The following is a 17,382-nucleotide window of genomic DNA, read 5'->3' on the forward strand; positions in this document are numbered from 1 at the left end:
CCCCCCCCCCCCCCCCCCCCCCCCCCCCCCCCCCCCCCCCCCCCCCCCCCCCCCCCCCCCCCCCCCCCCCCCCCCCCCCCCCCCCCCCCCCCGGCGCGTGCTCAGGAGCTGTTGGCGCTCGACGGGCCGAAGAACTCGATCTCCGCGATGGCGACCTGCTTCTCCGCCGAGATGCCGTGGGCGGACTCGATGGTGAAGCGGACGGCGGTGACCTCGCCCACGCGGAAGGCGCGCCGCTGGGGACCCGCGCCCTGGTCGAGAGTGATCTGACGGGTCGTCTTCTTGCCGTCGGCCCCCGTGATCGTGACCTCCAGGCGGTGCGGGAGCGCCGACTCGCGGAGCTTGTCGGGGCGGATGGAGACGCCCGGCGTGATGATCAGGTCCAGGAGCCGGGTCGGCCGGTCGAAACGGGCCTCCACCCACTGGCCCTTGCCCGACTCGGCGACGCCCGGGCCCCACCAGGTGTCGTTGAGCTTGTCGAAGGCCAGGTCCGGCTTGTGGCCCGGGAAGTAGCGGGACGCGGCGTAGCGGTCCGGGGACACCTCGGCTCGCTTGGTGAAGTGGTCGCGGGTGGCCTGGATGCCCTGGGGGATGTTGATCACCAGCAAGATCAGCAGGGACAGCACGATCACGATGCCCAGCCAGGACAGGACACGGTCGAAGGTACGGCGCAGCCGGGGGCGGTCGCCCGCCCACGGGGACTCCTGGCTGCCGAACGGGCCGAACCGCCGCCACCACGGGAGCCGGATCTGGCCGGCCGGGCCGTCGCCGGCCATGGGCATCGCGCACCGGGCGCAGAAGTGCCGCTCGGGCCGGTTGCGGGTGGCACACCAGGGGCAGGGGGCGCCGCCGTCCGTGCCGTGTTCCTGGCCCGGGGCGCGTACGGCCTGAGGGCGCTGCGGTTCGGGGCGGCCGGGCAGGACCGGGGTGACGGAGGGGTGCGGTTCGGGCCGGGGCTCGGGGTCGCCGACCGGGATGAGGAGGCTGCGGGCGCGGTCGGTCATGCCGTGCGTGTCGCCGTCGGCGGGATGCGGGGTCCCGGTAGCCGGGGGTACGGGTTCGGTGGGGGCGGTGTCCTCCGAGGGCCGGGGCGCCGGGGAGGCGGTGCCGGGGGCGGCGGTGGTGTCGCGGTGAGAGGAGGTTCCGGGGCCGGCGGTCGTGTCCGGGTGCGCGGTGGTGCCGGGGCGAGCATGGGTTTCGGGGCTGACCGCGGCGTGGGGCGTGCCGGTGTGGTCGCCGTGCCGGAAGGAGCCCGCGCCGGGGGCGGCCTCGCCGGTGTCGAGGCCGGGTGCGCCGGACGCGGTGGAGGCCGTACGGGTGGCGCCCTGGTGCGTCGCCGTGCCGGTGCCGAGCCGCTCGCGGGGTGTGCGGGCCAGGCCCGTCCCGCCGTCCGGCCGGGCGAATGCGTCCCAGCCGGGCTCGGGCGAGGACGACGCGGGGGCGCCGCCCGGCTCACCGTCGGGCCTCGCGTGGCCGGTGGGCCTTGAGGTCCTGGAGCCTCCGGTGGGCTCCCCGGCAGGCTCGGAGGCCCGGCCCGGGCCGGCAGGCTGGGACGCCGAGGCCGGTTCCGAGGGCCGGGAGGACTCGGACGGCCCGGACGCCCCCGCGCGGGAGCCGGAGCCGCCTGCCGGGCGGTCCGTCCAGCTCAGTACCGCCCCGCAGGCGTCGCAGAAGGACTGGCCCGGTTCCGCGCGGGTACCGCAGTCGGCGCAGTTCTGGGGCGTTGTCATGTCTCCCGGGTCCTTTCGGCGGGGGCGCCGGCGGTCACCTGGACCGTGTACGGCATATGAGCGGGGCGGGCGGCGGAGACGAGGGTCTCCAGGCGGTAGTGGTCCGCGGGGGTCGGGGCGGGAAGTCGCAGGTGGACGTGCAGACGGGGGCGGGGCGCGCCGGGGAACGGGCCGAGCGGCCGGGCGCTCCACGCGGCGCCGCCGCTCTCGGTGATCTCGGGCTCCACGCCGAACGCGAGCCGGACCGCCTCGGACAGCCCGCGCCGGGTGCCGCGGATGCGGTGCAGATACGCGGCGGCGGCCACGGCCGCCCGCAGACGGGCTTCGGGTTCGTCGCCCGACGTCTCGGCGCCGACCCAACTCCCCAGCCACTGGGTGAAGTCGAGCGGGGTGAGGGACGGGCGGAAGTACGTGTCGAGACAGTCCAGCACGCCCAGGATCGGGGCGATCACGTCGTCGAGCCCGGCGACGAACCGCTGCGCGAGGTCGTCGTCGGCGAAGACGGCCGGCAGCATCGTGCCGATCGGCGCGGAGGATCCGAGGCCGTCGATCGAGCCCCTCATCAGGAACCGTCTCCGATCACCCGGACGCGGTGGTCGAACGAGAACACCAGCGACGGCGCGGACAGATCGATCCGGTTCACGGGCTCGCCGCGTTTGCCGGTGAGCGGGTCCGCGGGGTGCAGGACCACCTCGTCGACCAGCTCCACCCCCGGTACGCGCTGCAGCACCGCGAACACCTCCCCGGCCTGCACGGGCCGCCCGAACGGCCAGCCGGTGCCGTCCGTGCCGCCGGTCAGCGGATCGAGGTGCCGGTAGAGGGCGTCGTGCGCCTCCCGGCGCACCCGGTCGGTGTCGACACCCCGGAAGGCATGCACCGTGGCCACCACGGTGACGCCCTGGTAGTACGGCGGGCCCACCGCCAACCGGGTCCCGATCAGGCGCCGTTCGTCCAGATGCCGGGTGATGCGGTCCAGCAGCGCGTCACCGGGCACGAGTTGCTCGAAGCGCAGCCGGCCGCCGGGGTCCGGCACGGCCTGCGGCACGACCAGCACCCGTACCGCGTAGGCCCCGTGCTCGCCCTCCTCGCCCTCCAGGCAGGTGATGCGAGCCGTCTCCGGGGCGGCGCGGCGGGCCAGTTCCTCGTAGTCGCGCAGCGTCACGGCACGCTCCTGGGCGCGCAGGGTGATCGGGGCCCGGACCTTCGCCTCCTGAACCGTCTCCCCGTCCACACCTCCGCGCGCGGCCTCGCGGTTGACGACCTCGGAGATGTACGGGATGGAGGTGCGCAGGACCTGCACGGCACCGCGCGCCACGTTGCCCGCGCGCCCGCCGCCCGTGCGGTAGCGGCGGGCCCGGACGGGGGCGCCCTTGGGGGCGACCATCCCGTACTGCCGCAGGGACCCGTCGGGTTCGCGCACGGCCGGGCCGAAGGCGATCTCGCCGGTCGTGGCGTCGAGGGTGATGTGCCGGTCCTGCGGCCCGGAGCCCGCGAAGTTCGGCACGACCCGCCAGTCCGTCCAGCCGTCGTGCTCGGCGGTCTGCAGCAGCACCGGCGGGTCGTCGCCGACCACGGGCGCGTGCACCAGGCGCAGTCGCTGACCCGGCAGCCCGGTGGACTCGCCGAGCGCCTCGTCGTACACCGTCTCGGCGTGCACGGCGGCGGTCGTGCCGCCGATCGTGAAGGCCTCGGCGGCCCGCACGGTGGGCGAGGTGGTGTAGAAGGGCTGGTTCGGCCGGGGGTCGGTGACCCGGCAGCGCAGCCAGCCGGCCTCCTGGCCGGCGTTGCGGGACAGCACATGCCCGCCGGGGATGTGCAGGACGACCTCGCCGGGCCGGTTCAGGCCGCCCGTGCCGTCCCGGTCGACCTCACAGGTCTGCCAGCCGTCCGCGGTCCACGCCTCCCACACCAGCGGCGGCTGGCGCGGGTCCACGCCGACACCGTCCACCCGGCTGTCCAGGTCCAGGGCGATGGCGCAGTGCGGGACCGCGGCGGTCAGGCCGAAGAGCACGGCATCACCGGGGCCGGGCGACTCGGCGAAGCACAGCAGGTCCTTGTCCTCCTCGGCGAGGTCGGAGGTCCGGTCGACCATCGGCTCACCCCGGTGCTGCACCAGCAGATGACGCAACGCGCAGGGCACCACCGTCAGTTCACGCTCGGTGCCGAAGACCACCGCCTCCTCGCTCTCGGTGCGCAGTGTGGCGATCTCCGTGCCCACCGGCACCCACACCGCCTCCTCCTGCGGAGCCGACAGCCAGAACGTCACCTCGGTGCGGGCCGCGGACGGCGGGAACAGGGTGATCCCGACGAGGTCCAGGAACGCCAGGTGGTTCTTCTCCGGGACCCGGTTGAGCCGGTAGACGATCTGGTCGGCCATGTGGGCGACCGTCTCGACGAGGGTGACGCCGGGGTCGGAGACGTTGTGGTCCGTCCACTCCGGGGCGCGCTGCTGGATGTAGCGCTTGGCGTCGTCGACGAACTGCTGGAAGCGGCGGTCGTCGAGGTTGGGGGAGGGCAGTGCCATCAGCGGTCGCTTTCGGGGGCGTCGGGCTCGTCGTGGGACGGAATGACGTAGAAGGGGAAGACCAGGCTGCGCGGGTTGTTGGTGCCGCGGATCGAGTACCGGACGTCGATGTAGAGGACGCTCTGGTCGGTGCCGGTGGTGACCTCGACGTCGTCGACCTCGATGCGCGGCTCCCAGCGGTCCAGGCTGGCGTACACCTCGTGCTGGATACGGCCCGCGGTCTGCTCGTTGACCGGCGCGAACACCAGGTCGTGGATCGCGCAGCCGAAGTCCGGCCGCATCGGCCGCTCGCCCGGAGCGGTCGACAGGACCAGCCGGATCGCCTCCTCGATCTCCCGCTCCCCGCTGACCAGCGCGATCCCGCCGGTCGGCCCGATGCGCAGCGGGAACGACCAGCCGGAGCCGACGAACTGCTCGGCCATCAGAACCACACCCTGTCTTCTCTGGAAACGGTCACGGGATCGGCATCGGCACGGGAATGGTGGTGACGCCGAACACCTTCGAACCGATGAGGGTGGTCGGGGACTTGATCGTCGTGTTCGCGAGCGAGTTGATCTGCACGGTGCCGACGCCGGTGAGGTTCGCGACGCCCTTCGCGTCCAGGTTCAGGGCGCCCAGCGCGTTCACGCTGATCGCTCCGGCGGCCCGCATGTTGACCACCCCGCCGCCCTGGATGGTGAGCGGACCGCCGCTCTTGAGGGTCAGGCTGCGCCGGGCGCTGAGCAGGAGATCGGCGCCGGCCTCCACCGACACCGACCGGCTGCCCTTGATGGTGACCGAACCCTTGCTGTCCACGATGATCTCGGTCTTCGTCCGGTCCAGGTTGATGACCAGCTGCTTGTCGCCGGAGGCCAGCCGGACACCCTGTTTGCGCAGGCCGGTCTTCTGGCTGAGCAGGTCCATCCGGTTGCCGTCCCGGTCCGAGACGGTGTGCCGGCTCGCCTTCTTGCGCACGGTGTCGTGCAGCGGCACGTCGTTCACGGGCGTCGGCTTGTCCTTGCCGTTGTAGAGGCCGCCGATGACGAAGGGATGGTCGAGGGCTCCCCGGTCGAACGCGACGAGGACCTCGTCGTTGACGTCCATGGGGAAGATGCCGCCGCCGCCGAGGCCGCCCCACTGCACGGTCCGCGTCCAGTCGCTGACATAGCTGTCGTCCAGCCAGGGGAACTGCAACCGGACCCGCCCCTGCTTGAGCGGGTCGTTGACATCGGTGACCAGGGCGTTGGCCACGCTCGGCAGCCGTGGCGCGCTCTCGGCGCCGCCGGAGGCGAGCCCGTACAGCGACCGCCACTGCCGCCCGCTGACCGTCACCCACGCCTCGTAGTGCTTGCCGTCGCCGAAGACATGCCGCACGGACGTGGCCGTGTACTTGCCCTCGAAGGGCTCCCCGACGTCCGACAGCGTCACCGGAACTCCCGGGCGCAGCTTGGGATTTCCGCGCGCGACGACCTCCATCTCGGCGAACGAGGAGGTGAGGTCGTCGGCGAGGGCGTCGGCGGCGAACTTCACCTCGTTCTGCCGGTCGTACGGCGTGCTCGTCTCGACCAGCTTGGCCGGCTTGAACTTGCCGACCGCCACGCCGGGTGTCGTGCCGATGCCGATGCCCGGGTTGTCGGTGGCGGGCGCGGTCGCCGTCAGCTTCTTCTTCGTCGTGACGTCCCAGCCCCGCGACTCGACCTTGCCGACCTGGTCGGCGGCGGTGACCGCGGACCGCAGCCGCAGGATGTCCCGCCCGGCCTGGAGCACGAACGGGCTCTTGTCGCCGTCGGTCCCCGGCGAGGGCGCCCCGGACGACGGCTTCGGCTTCACGAACTGGAACTTGCCGTCCGCGTCGACGGACATCACCATCTCGTTCTCGTCGGCGAGCCGGGCGAGGAAGTCCCAGTCGGTGACGTTCGACTGGGAGATGAACTCGTACACCGTCTTCGTCGACTGCACGCGCCCCACCGGCACCCCGCCCTGCGCGGCGAGCTTGCGCGCGATGTCCGACGCGCTCTGGTTGCGGTAGGCGGCCACCCGGCGGCGGCGCAGCAGACGGTGCCCGACGTCGTAGCCCCGGATCACGGTGAACGTGCCCGTGCCGTCGTAGTCGGCCTCCAGACCGGTGACCTCGCCGGTCAGCAGCGGGTCGGCGGCGCCCTGGCCGTCGGACACCGGCGCGATGACCACCGGCGTGCCGAAGGTGACCTTCAGATCGCGCAGGAGGATCCGGTACGGGTCCCGGAACGTCAGCCGGAACGCGGCCGGCACCCCGGCGCCCTGGTCGACGTAGCTGTCGACCAGCGCCCGGGCGAACTCGGGCGGGAGCTTGGCGCCCCCGAGCTTCACCTCGACGACGTTGGAGAACGCGGACTGCACCATTACGGACGTACCTCCTCGGCGGCGGGCAGCACCAGTTCCGCACCGGCCGGCAGCCGGGACGGGTCGTCGATGCCGTTGGCCTCGGCGATCGAGCGCCAGGCGGCGGCGTTGCCGTACTCCCGCCAGGCCAGCGACTGCAGCGAGTCGCCCGCCACGACGCGGTGCACGCGCTGCGCGGTGAGCGCGCCCGAGGTCGGGTTCTGCCTCTTGGTCTTGCTGGGGATCTCGTGCAACTGGAGCCGGCAGGTGGCGCGGATGGGCACGCCCGTCGTGCCGAAGAGGGAGTACGTCGCCTCCACCGAACTCACGTACGCCGTGAACCGGGCCGTCGAGAACGACCCCCACTGGAACACCACCCAGGGCGGCGACGGCTGCTTCGCGGCGATGCTGGCGTTCGTCACCTCGCAGCAGGCGAGCAGCGACTCCACCTTCTTCAGCACGGTGTTGCCGGTCGGCCTGGCGGAGGAGTCGAGGAAGATCTCCACGCCCATCTCCCGCGCCTCGGCGCCCATGAACTCCGGCAGGGCGCCGTCGCGTTCGATCTGCGCGGGCGTCGACTTCCACTGGGCGCGGCGGGTCAGGGACAGCTGCGCGGGATTGAAGTCGAAGCCGAAGGTCTTGATGATCCCGCCGGGCGTGGTGCTCTTGCCGACGGGCGGTTCGTGGATCGCGAGCGTCGCCCTGACGAGGCTCTTTCCGGCGCCCCTGCTGCTGGTTCGTGCCATGTCTCTGTGCCGCCCTTCAGTCCGTGAACCCGTGGTGGGCGATCTCCAGGACCTCGGTCGCCACGGCCGGGTTGGCGGGGTCCAGGCTGGGACCGGTCCAGCTCACCGGCAGTACCTCGATCAGCCCCCAGCGGGCCACCTCCGAGCCGTCCGCGCGCAGCGCCGCGATCTGGGCGGTGGGCCGCTTGATCCCCGTCTGCACGGACGAGATCCACTTGGCCACCTTCGTGGTGTCCGGGGTGAGGGGCCGGGTCAGCCGGATGGTGGAGAAGGTGACACGGGTGGGCAGCTGCCAGACGAACCCGTTGTTGCCGCCCTCCTGGCGCTGCTCGACCTCCACCTGGGACGACAGCCCTTCGCATCCGTTGAAGTAGCCGAGGCTCTCACCGTCGATGCTGAGGGTGAACCAGATGGTGGAGCCCGGGTCCTGGCGGGACATCGAGGGCCTTTCTGTTCTGTATCAGTGGCGGGGGTCGCGGAGTCTGCCGATCCGCTCGCGGTCCATGCGGAGTTCTGTGCGGATCAGCCGGGTGATGCGGCCGATGAGGCGGTGGACCAGTTCGTCGAGCTGGAAGTCGGTGAGCTCACGGGGGTCGAAGCCGCCGTTCGGGATCTCTGTGTAGGCGGGTGGGGGCGGTTGGTTCGCGGACCCGGATGTGGACGCGGACGTGGATGTGGACGCGGTTGTGGATGCGGATTCCGCGTACGGGGGTGGGGGGCTGTGGGGTGGCGAGGTCCGGGGCGTGAGGGAGTTGGCGATGGTCGCGGCCGCGGCGGCTGCGAGGGCGCCGGTGGTGTTCTTGGGGGCGTTCTTGGTGGTGGTCTTCGGCTTCTTCCAGAAGCGCTGGACCACGGGGAGGGGGGAGGTGGGGGTGTGCGTCCGGGTGGCCGGGGGTGTGGGTGGCGCCGGTGGTTGTGGTGCTGTGTTTACGGGGGCGCCCAGTGCGGGGCGGTTGGGCGTGGTGGGTGTGCCGGGGAGGGGCGGTGCCGGCTGCTGGGGTGAGGCGGTGGGCTGTGGCTGTGGGGTGATCGGGGCGCCGAGGCCGAGGTGGGGGGTACGGCGTGTGGTGGGCGGTTGTGCGGGGCCGGGTGTGGTGGGGCGGTTGGGTGACGGGGTGGTGGGAGGGAGGACCGCTCGCTGAACGGTGCGCGCTGATGGCGGTGGAGTGACTGTTGCTTTGGCAGCGGGTGCGGGTGCGGGTGCGGGTGCTGAGGGCGGGGTGCTGTGGGGTGGCTGTCGCTGTGGTTCGGGGCTCGTGGGTGCCGGGGCAGGCCTGTCGGCGGGGGAGTTGGTCCGGCTGTCGTTGGCCGGTGCTGGTGTGGTGTTGCCGGGGCGGGGCGTGGCGCCGTGGCTGACCTGTGGGCGTGGCGGTGGGGTGGCGGTGCCCGTCGGTGGTGTGGGGGTGGTGGGTGCCGTGTGGCTGTGCCGGCCGGGGCCTGGGGTGGTCTGTTGGCGTTGGACCGTCGGGGCCGGGCTGGTGTCGGTGTGGGTGCGGGCGGGCGTGTGGGGCGGTGGGGTGGAGGTGCCTGCCGTGGGTGTGGGTGTGCTGCGGTGGGGGGCGGTGGCGCCTGTGGGTGTCGTGGTGCTGTTGCCGGGCTGCGGGCGTGTGGGTGGGGTGGGGGTGCCCGTCGGCGGTGTGGGCGCGGTGGGTGACGTCGTAGCAGCGGTGCCCGCCTGCGTGCGTCGTGGTGCTTGGGCGGGGGTGGGCGGGGTGTGAACCGGTCCCGTGCCCGTGCCGGTGGGTGACGGCTGGGGGCGGGTAGGGGTGGCCGGTCGTCGCTGGACGGTCGGAGTCGGCGCGGCCGCGGTGGCCGCCGTGCTCTGTGCGGACTTGCCCGGCAGCGACGGAGCGCGGGTGGGCCGTTGCGCCCCGGCCGGTCCTGACGGCGGCGTCACCGCACCCGGCCGGGGCACGGCCCCCTTCGGCTGCGTGGGTGCTGCCTCCGCGGCCGGGCTGTTCGTCGTACGGTTCGTGACGGCCGGGGCCGACGGGAGGTCCTCGCCTCGGCCGGTGGTGGCTGGGGTGTTGCCGTGGCCTGTATCGGCAGGGCTGGTTACCGCGCGCCGCACCGAGGTCGGGGCTGTGGGCGCGGGTGCATCAACTGCCGCCCTGCTGCTGCTCGCTGACGTCCCTGATGTGGTCTCCGCCGCTGTGCCGGCCTTGGGCCTCGCGGTCCGCTGTGCCGTCGGGAGCGTACGTCGCTGTACGGGTGCCGCTCCTGCCTGTGTCCTCGTCAGGGAGCTCGGCCGGGGCGGCCGGCTTGCCGGAACGGGCGTCACGTGGAGGCCGGGAACGGGGAGCGGTGCGGTGACCTGCTCCCGGACGGGCGGCGGTATCGGGGACACCACGGGAACTGCCGGAGCGGTCGTAGTGACGGGAGTGGTCGAACGGGCGGTCGCAGCACGGGCCGATGCCGCCGGCACCGATCCGCCACCCTGCGGTGCGGAGCCGCCCGTACCCAGCCGTTGGACCGCGCGCGTGTGTGCCCCAGCAGGCCTCGCGACCCCGCCGGCGACCGCGCTCGCGGCAGACCTCGGGGTCACGCCGGCGTCCGCCCCGCCTCCGACACGCTCCGAGCCCCCGGGCACCTTCGTCGAGTCCCCGGCACCCGTCGATGCCCGGGGAGTCTCCGAAGCCTGGGGAACCTTTGAGCCCGTGGCGTCCTTCGAGGCCCCGGGTGCTCCTGAGGTCCCGGGCGTCCCTGAGGTTCCAGGCGCCCCTGAGGTTCCGGGTACTCCTGAGGTTCCGGGCGCCCCTGAGGTTCCGGGTACTCCTGAGGTTCCGGGCGCCCTTGAGGTCCTGGGTGCTCCTGAGGCTCCGGGGGTTTTCGAGGCCCGGGGAGTTGTTGAGCCGGTGGCACCCTTCGAAGCTCCGGGTGTCCTTGAGGTCCCGGGGATCTCTGAGGCTTCGGCGCCCGCCCTTGAGGCTCCGGGGGTCTTCGTGGCTTGGGGAGTTGTTGAGCCGGTGGCACCCTTCGAAGCTCCGGGTGTCCTTGAGGTCCCGGGGATCTCTGAGGCTTCGGCGCCCCTTGAGGCTCCGGGAGTCTCCGAAGCCCGGGGAGCCCGCGAGCCCCCGCGCCACTTCGAGCCCCTGGTCACCCTCGAAGCCCCGGGAACCACAGAGCCCCGGGAAGCCCCCGAAACACCGGACCCCTCCGAGTTCGACGGCACCCCCGAGCCCTCCGAAACTCCGGCAGCACTCCCAGCCCTGGCGGCACTGCCGCTGCCACGGGCCCCAGCCCCAGCCCTGGACCCAGCACCGGCCCCAGCCCCAGCCCTGGACCCAGCACCGGCCCCAGCACCCGCACCGGGCTCAGCACCGGCCCCGGGCTCAGCACCGACACCGGCCCCAGCACCGGCCCCGGGCTCAGCACCAACACCGACACCGGCCCCGGCCTCGGCCCCAGCACCGGCCCCGCCACCATCCCCAGCCCCGAACCCCGTAGACCCCACCCCCCGCGCCGGAATCTCCCGCAACGGCACCGCCGGTGCCCGTTGCACCACCGGACCCGGGCCGGGCAACGGCAAGGCTCCTGTGGGGCGTTCGAGGCCGAAGACCGGGCGGCCCGAGGTCGGGTGGGAGAGGTCGCCGAGGAGGGTGCGGGACTGTCCGTTCAGGACCGCGGGCGACGCGGTGCCCGCGAACGACGGGTTCTGCCAGGTCGGCAGGCGCCCGCCGAACCCCGTGTCCGCGACCCCGGCCTCCCGGCCGGAGTCCAGGGTCCGCTGGATCGACGGCAGCCTCGACCAGGCGGCGCTCACCACGGGGCCGGCACCGGTGTCCGCACCCGCATCCGCACCCGTACGCGCGGAAGCCGCGTCGGCCGGTGCCGCCCCGCCGGGCGCCTCGGCGGCAGCGACCCGGTCGCCTCCGTCCGGCCCGTCGTTCCGCCGTCCCCGCAACCGGTCCAGGAACCCCATGCCTCAGTCCTCCGCCCCGGCCCGCGTGACCAGGGACGCGATCTCGGCCGTGTAGCGGCGGCGATCGCGGTGTTCCAGGTCCAGGATCTCGTCCATGCTCCAGTGGAAGTGGTAGGCGACGTACGCGATCTCCTCGTGCAGCCGGTCGGTCGCGTACGTCACGATTCCCCCAGGCGGCTCCCGCCGAGTTCCACCTCGAAGGGCTCCGCGCAGTGCGGGCACTCCACGGCCGCGCGGGTGTGGCCCTCCGCGTTGATCTGGCGGTAGAAGTCCTGCAGGAAGGCGAGGTCCGAGGCGAACATGTTCTCCACGGTCCCGTCGTGCACATGCGGCAGCGTGCCGAGCCGGGTGATCACCCGGCCCAGCAGCACCACCGACAGGAACGCCGGGTTCTCCTGCACCCGCACGTCCCGCAGCGGCACGAGTTCGTCCCGGGCCGTCGACAGGCGCATCACGCCGTCGCGGTGGACGGTGCCCGCCTCGTCGACGTACCCGCGCGGCAGCTGGAAGGGGAACTCGGTGCGCAGTTCGTACTGTTGCTGCTGCGGCGCGTCCTGCTCCGGGACCGGGGCGACGGGCGGGGCCTGCGTCGGCCCCGGCCCCACCGTCCCCGCCGCGTCGGCGCCCGGGTGCGTCACCGCGCCGCCGGCCCTGGCAGCCGTACGCCGCATTACTCGATGTCCAGTTCTTCGAACACGATGGTGACGGTCTCAGTGAGCGCGGACGCCTCGCCCGCCTTCACGGTGCTCGTGTCGATCTTGCTGCACCACGCGTTGCGCATGTTGTAGCGCTTCACCGGGTTGCTCTGGTAATCCATCATGATGATGGACGCGTTCTTGCGGGCCGTGCTCATCTGGCCGGTGATCGACTGGTTGATCCACTCGGTGAACGCGGCCGACTGGGTCATACCGCGGACGACCGTGCAGGTCCCGTTCTTCTTCACGCCCGGCAGGTTCACGACCTTGTTCTGGCCGTTCTGGGTGTTCTGCTGGTACGTGATGACGTCCTGCTCCATGGACAGGCCGCTGACCTCGGCGAGGTACTCGACCATGACGCCGTCGATCTGCAGCCCGAAATTATGTGAGGTGAGGGAGTCACCCGGCGAAAGGCTCATGTGCTGTTCGCAGTCCTTCTAGGGGGTCTTGGTGGATGGCGGGTGTGCGGCCGGGGCTTACTCCTCCAGCTCCCCGCCGCCGCTGGAGAACTGGGCCAGCCTGAAGATCACGAACTCGGCGGGCTTCACCGGGGCGATGCCGATCTCGCAGACCACGCGGCCGACGTCGACCGACTCCGGCGGGTTCGTCTCCTCGTCGCACTTGACGTAGTACGCCTCCTCGGGACGCTGGCCGAACAGGGCGCCGTCGCGCCACTCGTTGACCAGGAACGCCGAGATGTTGCGCCGGATCCGGGCCCACAGGTTGTGGTCGTTCGGCTCGAACACCACCCACTGGGTGCCGATCAGGATCGACTCCTCCAGGTAGTTGAAGTACCGGCGGATGTTGAGGTAGCGCCAGGCCGGGTCGGAGGAGAGGGTGCGGGCTCCCCAGACGCGGATGCCGCGGCCGGGGAAGGCGCGGATGCAGTTGACGCCGATCGGGTTGAGCAGGTCCTGCTCGCCGCGGGTGATCTGGAGTTCGAGGTCGACGGCGCCGCGGACGACCTCGTTGGCGGGGGCCTTGTGGACGCCGCGCTCGGCGTCGTTGCGGGCCCAGATGCCGGCGACGTGGCCGCTCGGCGGCACCAGCCGGGCGTGGCCGGTGGCCGGGTCGAAGGTCTTGATCCAGGGGTAGTACAGGGCCGCGTACTTGGAGTCGTAGCCGGCGGTCTCCTGGCGCCAGACCCGGATCTGGCGGGCGTTCATGCCCGGCGGCGGGTCGATCACGGCGACCCGGTCGCCCATCAGCTCGCAGTGCGCGATCAGCCCGAGCTGGACCGCCTTGACGGCCTCCAGGTCGATCGCGCCGCGCTGGTAGGCGGCCATCAGGTCGGGGACGGCCACCATGGAGACCTCGTCCACGGCCTCCAGGCCGCCGAAGCCGGTGCGGTCGGCGGAGTCACCGAGGTACTGGGCCGGGCCCGGGTGCGCGGCGTCCGGGTGGTTGTCGGAAGCGGCGGTGGGCGCGGGCGCGGGTGCCGGGGCGGCGAGGGCCACCGTCTGGTTGTCCGGGCGGGCCAGCTGCGCGGTCGGCGCGGCCTCGGTGACGGTGATGAGCTTGGAGCGCTCCTTGACCTGCGTGACGACGTAGTTGCGGCCGCCCTTCTTCGCGGTCACGTCGAAGGTCTCGACCGGCTTGTCGCCGTCCTTGACGATGAGCTTGAACCGCTCGGCGGGGCCCTCGCCCTCGGGGTCCGCGACCTCCACGCTCAGGTCGCCCTGCGCCACGGCGGTGACGGCGAAGGTGCCGAGCTGCTTGGGCTCGCCCGCGGGCAGCGCGGCCGGGGCGTTGCCGGAACGGCCGGTGACGGCGGCGGGGCCCTGGCCGGCCTCGGCGGGAGCGCCTTCGGAGGAGCCTCCCACGCGGACGACGTACGCGGCGGAACCGCCGTTGTTGAAGAAGCCGTAGACGGAGTGCGCGAGGTAGTACCCGTCGGTGAACTCACCGAAGGCCGCCACGTACTGCGTCCAGTTGGTGACCAGTGTCGGCTCGTTCAGCGGTCCGGTCGGCGCGAGTCCGACGAAGGCCGCCACCGACGTCCCCACCCCCTCGATCGGGCGCGAGCCGCTGGCCACCTCCTCGACGTAGACGCCGGGCGACAGGTAGGACGGCATGCTCTGCTCTCCTCGGGGTACGAGACACGAACAGCTCTCACCCTCGCGCGCGCCGGACCGGCGGGGAAACGTCCTCCGGTGCCGAAGCGGGGGCAATCCGGTTGCCCGCAAGGGCACTTCCGGCGGTGCCCCGGCCCTCGCCGCGCGGTCCCTGCCCTCACCTCTGCCCCCGGGGCCCTCCCGTGCCACGCCCACGGCGGGTGAAACTGACGGGTCAGCCGTCCGGCGACGAGTCGAGTGTCGAGGAGAACGCCGTGCACGCACACGGAACAGGGGGCAGGCAGGCCGCCGATCGGGACGACCGCCGCGCGACCGCGCCCGGCGTGCCGGCGCACCCGATGCTGGCGCTCCAGCGCATGGCCGGCAACGCGGCCGTGGCCCGGACCGTGGCGGAGGAGCGGCACGAGCACGACGCGCACTGCGGGCACACGCCCTCCGTGCAGCGCCGCGCCCTGGTGCACGACGTGCTGAACACCCCGGGCCAGCGCATGGACTCCGGGCTGCAGACCGAGATGGAGGCCCGTTTCGGCGGCGCCGACTTCAGCGGTGTACGCGTGCACAAGGGGCCGCTGGCCCGGGAGTCGGCGGCGGAGCTGGGCGCGAAGGCGTACACCTCCGGGCCCCATATCGTCGAGGGCGGGCCGCTGACCAAGGAGGACTGGGCGCACGAACTCACCCACTTCCAGGACCAGCTGGCCGGGCCCGTCCCCGGTACGGACAACGGCGCCGGCGTCAGGATGTCCGACGTCGGCGACTCGGGCGAGCGGCACGCGGTGGACAACGCCCGGCGGGTGATGAACGGGCCGGTGCCGGCGGTCCGGCCGACCCCGGCCAAGGACACGGCGGGGCCGGTCGCGAGCGCACCGGCCGCGGCGGCGGTCCAGCGGACCGTGTGGACGTTCGACCAGGGCGCCAGCGTCCAGGACGAACGCGAACGGCCGCACTACCGGTGGCGTGGCGAGGGCGGCTCCGGCGCCCTCAAGACCTCGGCCGAGCTGGGCCTCGACCCCGGGCGGAAGCCCCGCCCGGGTGACACGTACGACGACGAGAGCGAGCAGCTCCACAGCAGCGAGAACGTCGCGTTCTCCACCAAGGGCCGGATCTCCGAGAAGGATCTCGTCCGGCGCAGGACAGAGACCAGCCGCGCGGTGGCCGAGGCCAAGCACCGCATCGCCTCCGCGCTGAAGATGCTCAAAGACGCCAATGGCGCGCCCGCGGGCCCGCTGCTGGCGGGGCTGCAGTCGGGCTTTCCCGTGTTCCGGACCGCCCCTCCCGGGCAGCTCGCGCCGTTCCTGCCCCGGATCGCCGAGATCGTCCAGCGCATCCACGACGGCCTGAACGCGCAGGGCGCGCAGATCGCCCTGGTCGGCAGCGGGGTGCCGGGCGTGCCGCACAACGCCACCGCCTGGGTCGACGGGAACCTGTCGGAGAACATGGCGGGTCTGATGGGCCTCGGCCACGACAAGATGAGCGAGGAACTGCCGCCCCTGATGGAGCGCTCGGGGCCGCTCCACCTGCTGCAGCCCGGCCAGATCGCCTGGTACATCGTCCACGAGGCCACGCACCGGTTCGCCGGCACGCTCGACTTCCAGTACAGCCCGTACTTCGAGGAGATGTCCGAGGACAACTCCATGGCCGCCGCCGACCCGGAGGTGGTGGAGGCGATGGAGCCCTCGATCCTCGACCGGCGCAAGGTGCGCGACCCGAAGGAGTTCAACGGCAAGGACGAACCGACCTTCCTGCCCAAGCAGGCCAACTGGTACGCCCTCGGCCGGCGCGCCCTCATGAACGCCGACTCCTACGCCCAGTTCGTCCTGACGGCGACCGGAGCGCCGACGCCCCGGACCTGACGGCCCGCACCATGGCCCGTTCGGCCCTCTCATCCTGCCCTTTAGCCTCCTGACGTGCCGTGGGCACCCCGGCTAGCGTCGCGACGTGAGCCTGTGGACATCTCTGGAACCCGCCTCCGCGACCGTCGACCCGGGCAGCAGCACGCGCGTGCGCCTGCGCCTGCGCAACACCGGTGACGTCGTCGACGAGTACCGCTTCGAACCGGTCGGCCCCGTCGCCCCCTGGACGACCGTGGAGCCGGCGTCCCTGCGCCTCTACCCCGGCACGACCGGCACGGTGGAGCTGACGTTCGCGCCGCCGCGTACGCCGGACGCCACGGCGGGCCCGAACCCGTACGCGGTGCGGATCACGCCGACCGAGCATCCCGAGGCGACGACCGTCCCCGAGGGCAACCTGACCATCACGCCGTTCACCGAGGTGCGGGCGGAGCTGGTGCCGCCCACGGTCAAGGGGCGGTTCCGGGGGCGGCCCCGGCTCGCCGTCGACAACGTGGGCAACACCAAGCTGACCGCGTCCCTGAGCGGCAGCGACAACGGCGACGAGCTGTCGTACGACATCCACCCGGCCAACGTGCAGATCGAGCCGGGCCGGGCGGCGTTCGTCAAGACCACGCTCAAGCCCAAGAACATCATCTGGTTCGGGTCGAAGGAACAGCGGCCCTACACCCTCGCGGTGCAGCGGTCCGGGGCCACGGCGATGCCCGTGGAGGGGACGTTCGTCCAGCGCGGTTTCCTGCCGGGCTGGCTGGCGACCCTCTTCGGGATCCTGTTCGCCCTCGCGTTCACCTTCCTCATGCTGTGGCTCACCTACAAGCCCTCGGTCACCACCAAGGCCGACGCGTCGCCCGTCGGCGCCGGCGCCACCCTCGCGCCGTCCCCGACCCCCACCCCGGCCCTGACCTCGGCGCCGCCCCCGTCGCCGACGCCCGAGGAGCAGGAGTCGCAGGCCGGTGCGGGGGAGGGCGGCGGTGGGGGTGCCGCACCGCCGCCGCCCGCCAAGAAGAAGCCGAAGCCCGTGGTGCCGGCGATGAACGTCCTGCTGTACAACCCCACCACCAAGAAGTGCGCGTCCGCCGTCGAGAACAAGGCCGACGCGCCGGTCAAGCAGTTCACCTGCGACGAGACCGGGCAGGACAACCAGCGGTGGAACCTCGAGGTGAAGTACGAGAACAAGGGGCCGGGCGGGCACGCGCTCTTCCAGATCCGCAACGTCAAGGACCAGCTCTGCGTGGACCTGCCGTACTACGGGGCGGCGCCCGTACCGTCCGGGATCACCGAGTACACCTGCGACGGCACGATGAAGGACAACCAGCTCTGGTGGATCGACAAGCAGGAGAGCGGGGCCTACTGGATCCGCAACTACGCCAGCAACAACAAGTGCCTGGACGTGTCCGGCTACAGCACCGGCGGTGACGACAGCGGCCTCACCCTGTTCCACTGCTCCAACACGGACGACCAGGAGTGGAAGATCGTCCAACCCGCTGACGGCTGACGGCCCGG

At 72.6% G+C, this 17,382-nt stretch carries 14 protein-coding genes; 2 read left to right on the forward strand and 12 right to left on the reverse strand.

Annotated features, from left to right (window positions below; all coding sequences use genetic code 11):
- Nucleotides 1–101: 101 nt before the first annotated feature.
- The 12 genes from ACZ6I3_RS36150 to ACZ6I3_RS36205 all read right to left on the reverse strand — a co-directional run bounded on the left by ACZ6I3_RS36150 (nucleotide 102) and on the right by ACZ6I3_RS36205 (nucleotide 14,032).
- On the reverse strand, nucleotides 102–1,730 hold the full coding sequence (locus ACZ6I3_RS36150; RefSeq protein ID WP_469420522.1) for an NADase-type glycan-binding domain-containing protein: 1,629 nt from the start codon (nucleotides 1,728–1,730) through the stop codon (nucleotides 102–104).
- Nucleotides 1,727–2,293, reverse strand: coding sequence for a phage tail protein (locus ACZ6I3_RS36155; protein WP_469420524.1), 567 nt, complete (start codon nucleotides 2,291–2,293; stop codon nucleotides 1,727–1,729). The genes ACZ6I3_RS36150 and ACZ6I3_RS36155 overlap by 4 nt, the downstream gene beginning before the upstream one ends.
- A complete protein-coding gene (locus tag ACZ6I3_RS36160; RefSeq protein ID WP_469420526.1) occupies nucleotides 2,293–4,254 on the reverse strand; it encodes a putative baseplate assembly protein in 1,962 nt (653 codons plus the stop codon). The genes ACZ6I3_RS36155 and ACZ6I3_RS36160 overlap by 1 nt, the downstream gene beginning before the upstream one ends.
- Nucleotides 4,254–4,676 (reverse strand): GPW/gp25 family protein, encoded by a 423-nt coding sequence (locus ACZ6I3_RS36165; RefSeq protein ID WP_468195125.1) that lies wholly within the window; start codon nucleotides 4,674–4,676, stop codon nucleotides 4,254–4,256. The genes ACZ6I3_RS36160 and ACZ6I3_RS36165 overlap by 1 nt, the downstream gene beginning before the upstream one ends.
- Before the next feature lie 31 nt (nucleotides 4,677–4,707).
- On the reverse strand, nucleotides 4,708–6,615 hold the full coding sequence (locus ACZ6I3_RS36170; protein WP_469420527.1) for a VgrG-related protein: 1,908 nt from the start codon (nucleotides 6,613–6,615) through the stop codon (nucleotides 4,708–4,710).
- Nucleotides 6,615–7,340, reverse strand: coding sequence for a CIS tube protein (locus ACZ6I3_RS36175; RefSeq protein WP_469420528.1), 726 nt, complete (start codon nucleotides 7,338–7,340; stop codon nucleotides 6,615–6,617). Before ACZ6I3_RS36175 ends, ACZ6I3_RS36170 begins: the two co-directional genes overlap by 1 nt.
- A 16-nt stretch (nucleotides 7,341–7,356) precedes the next feature.
- The gene (locus tag ACZ6I3_RS36180) at nucleotides 7,357–7,779 is read right to left on the reverse strand and encodes a phage tail protein (protein WP_432967030.1); all 423 of its coding nucleotides are present in this window, start codon (nucleotides 7,777–7,779) and stop codon (nucleotides 7,357–7,359) included.
- A 21-nt stretch (nucleotides 7,780–7,800) separates the two neighbouring features.
- Nucleotides 7,801–8,193 carry a hypothetical protein gene (locus ACZ6I3_RS36185; RefSeq protein WP_469420531.1) on the reverse strand — a complete coding sequence of 131 codons (393 nt, stop codon included), beginning with the start codon at nucleotides 8,191–8,193 and terminating at the stop codon, nucleotides 7,801–7,803.
- Nucleotides 8,194–11,265: 3,072 nt separating this feature from the next.
- Nucleotides 11,266–11,424 carry a DUF6760 family protein gene (locus ACZ6I3_RS36190; protein WP_382496829.1) on the reverse strand — a complete coding sequence of 53 codons (159 nt, stop codon included), beginning with the start codon at nucleotides 11,422–11,424 and terminating at the stop codon, nucleotides 11,266–11,268.
- Nucleotides 11,421–11,933 carry a hypothetical protein gene (locus tag ACZ6I3_RS36195; RefSeq protein ID WP_469420532.1) on the reverse strand — a complete coding sequence of 171 codons (513 nt, stop codon included), beginning with the start codon at nucleotides 11,931–11,933 and terminating at the stop codon, nucleotides 11,421–11,423. Before ACZ6I3_RS36195 ends, ACZ6I3_RS36190 begins: the two co-directional genes overlap by 4 nt.
- Nucleotides 11,933–12,376, reverse strand: coding sequence for a phage tail protein (locus ACZ6I3_RS36200; RefSeq protein ID WP_189728071.1), 444 nt, complete (start codon nucleotides 12,374–12,376; stop codon nucleotides 11,933–11,935). Before ACZ6I3_RS36200 ends, ACZ6I3_RS36195 begins: the two co-directional genes overlap by 1 nt.
- Before the next feature lie 57 nt (nucleotides 12,377–12,433).
- Nucleotides 12,434–14,032 carry a phage tail sheath subtilisin-like domain-containing protein gene (locus ACZ6I3_RS36205; protein ID WP_469420534.1) on the reverse strand — a complete coding sequence of 533 codons (1,599 nt, stop codon included), beginning with the start codon at nucleotides 14,030–14,032 and terminating at the stop codon, nucleotides 12,434–12,436.
- Nucleotides 14,033–14,286: 254 nt separating this feature from the next.
- Between ACZ6I3_RS36205 and ACZ6I3_RS36210 the strand changes: the two genes are divergently transcribed.
- Nucleotides 14,287–15,882, forward strand: coding sequence for an eCIS core domain-containing protein (locus ACZ6I3_RS36210; RefSeq protein ID WP_469420535.1), 1,596 nt, complete (start codon nucleotides 14,287–14,289; stop codon nucleotides 15,880–15,882).
- Between the two features lie 85 nt (nucleotides 15,883–15,967).
- Nucleotides 15,968–17,374, forward strand: a complete 1,407-nt coding sequence (locus tag ACZ6I3_RS36215; protein ID WP_469420537.1) for an RICIN domain-containing protein — start codon at nucleotides 15,968–15,970, stop codon at nucleotides 17,372–17,374.
- The last annotated feature ends 8 nt before the right edge of the window (nucleotides 17,375–17,382 follow it).

Source organism: Streptomyces sp. NPDC041940, assembly GCF_055589465.1.

Bases quoted from the DNA above. Each gene is read 5' to 3' on its own strand.
- ACZ6I3_RS36150 (WP_469420522.1), bottom strand. From the start codon at position 1,730: ATGACAACGCCCCAGAACTGCGCCGACTGCGGTACCCGCGCGGAACCG.
- ACZ6I3_RS36155 (WP_469420524.1), bottom strand. From the start codon at position 2,293: ATGAGGGGCTCGATCGACGGCCTCGGATCCTCCGCGCCGATCGGCACG.
- ACZ6I3_RS36160 (WP_469420526.1), bottom strand. From the start codon at position 4,254: ATGGCACTGCCCTCCCCCAACCTCGACGACCGCCGCTTCCAGCAGTTC.
- ACZ6I3_RS36165 (WP_468195125.1), bottom strand. From the start codon at position 4,676: ATGGCCGAGCAGTTCGTCGGCTCCGGCTGGTCGTTCCCGCTGCGCATC.
- ACZ6I3_RS36170 (WP_469420527.1), bottom strand. From the start codon at position 6,615: ATGGTGCAGTCCGCGTTCTCCAACGTCGTCGAGGTGAAGCTCGGGGGC.
- ACZ6I3_RS36175 (WP_469420528.1), bottom strand. From the start codon at position 7,340: ATGGCACGAACCAGCAGCAGGGGCGCCGGAAAGAGCCTCGTCAGGGCG.
- ACZ6I3_RS36180 (WP_432967030.1), bottom strand. From the start codon at position 7,779: ATGTCCCGCCAGGACCCGGGCTCCACCATCTGGTTCACCCTCAGCATC.
- ACZ6I3_RS36195 (WP_469420532.1), bottom strand. From the start codon at position 11,933: ATGCGGCGTACGGCTGCCAGGGCCGGCGGCGCGGTGACGCACCCGGGC.
- ACZ6I3_RS36200 (WP_189728071.1), bottom strand. From the start codon at position 12,376: ATGAGCCTTTCGCCGGGTGACTCCCTCACCTCACATAATTTCGGGCTG.
- ACZ6I3_RS36205 (WP_469420534.1), bottom strand. From the start codon at position 14,032: ATGCCGTCCTACCTGTCGCCCGGCGTCTACGTCGAGGAGGTGGCCAGC.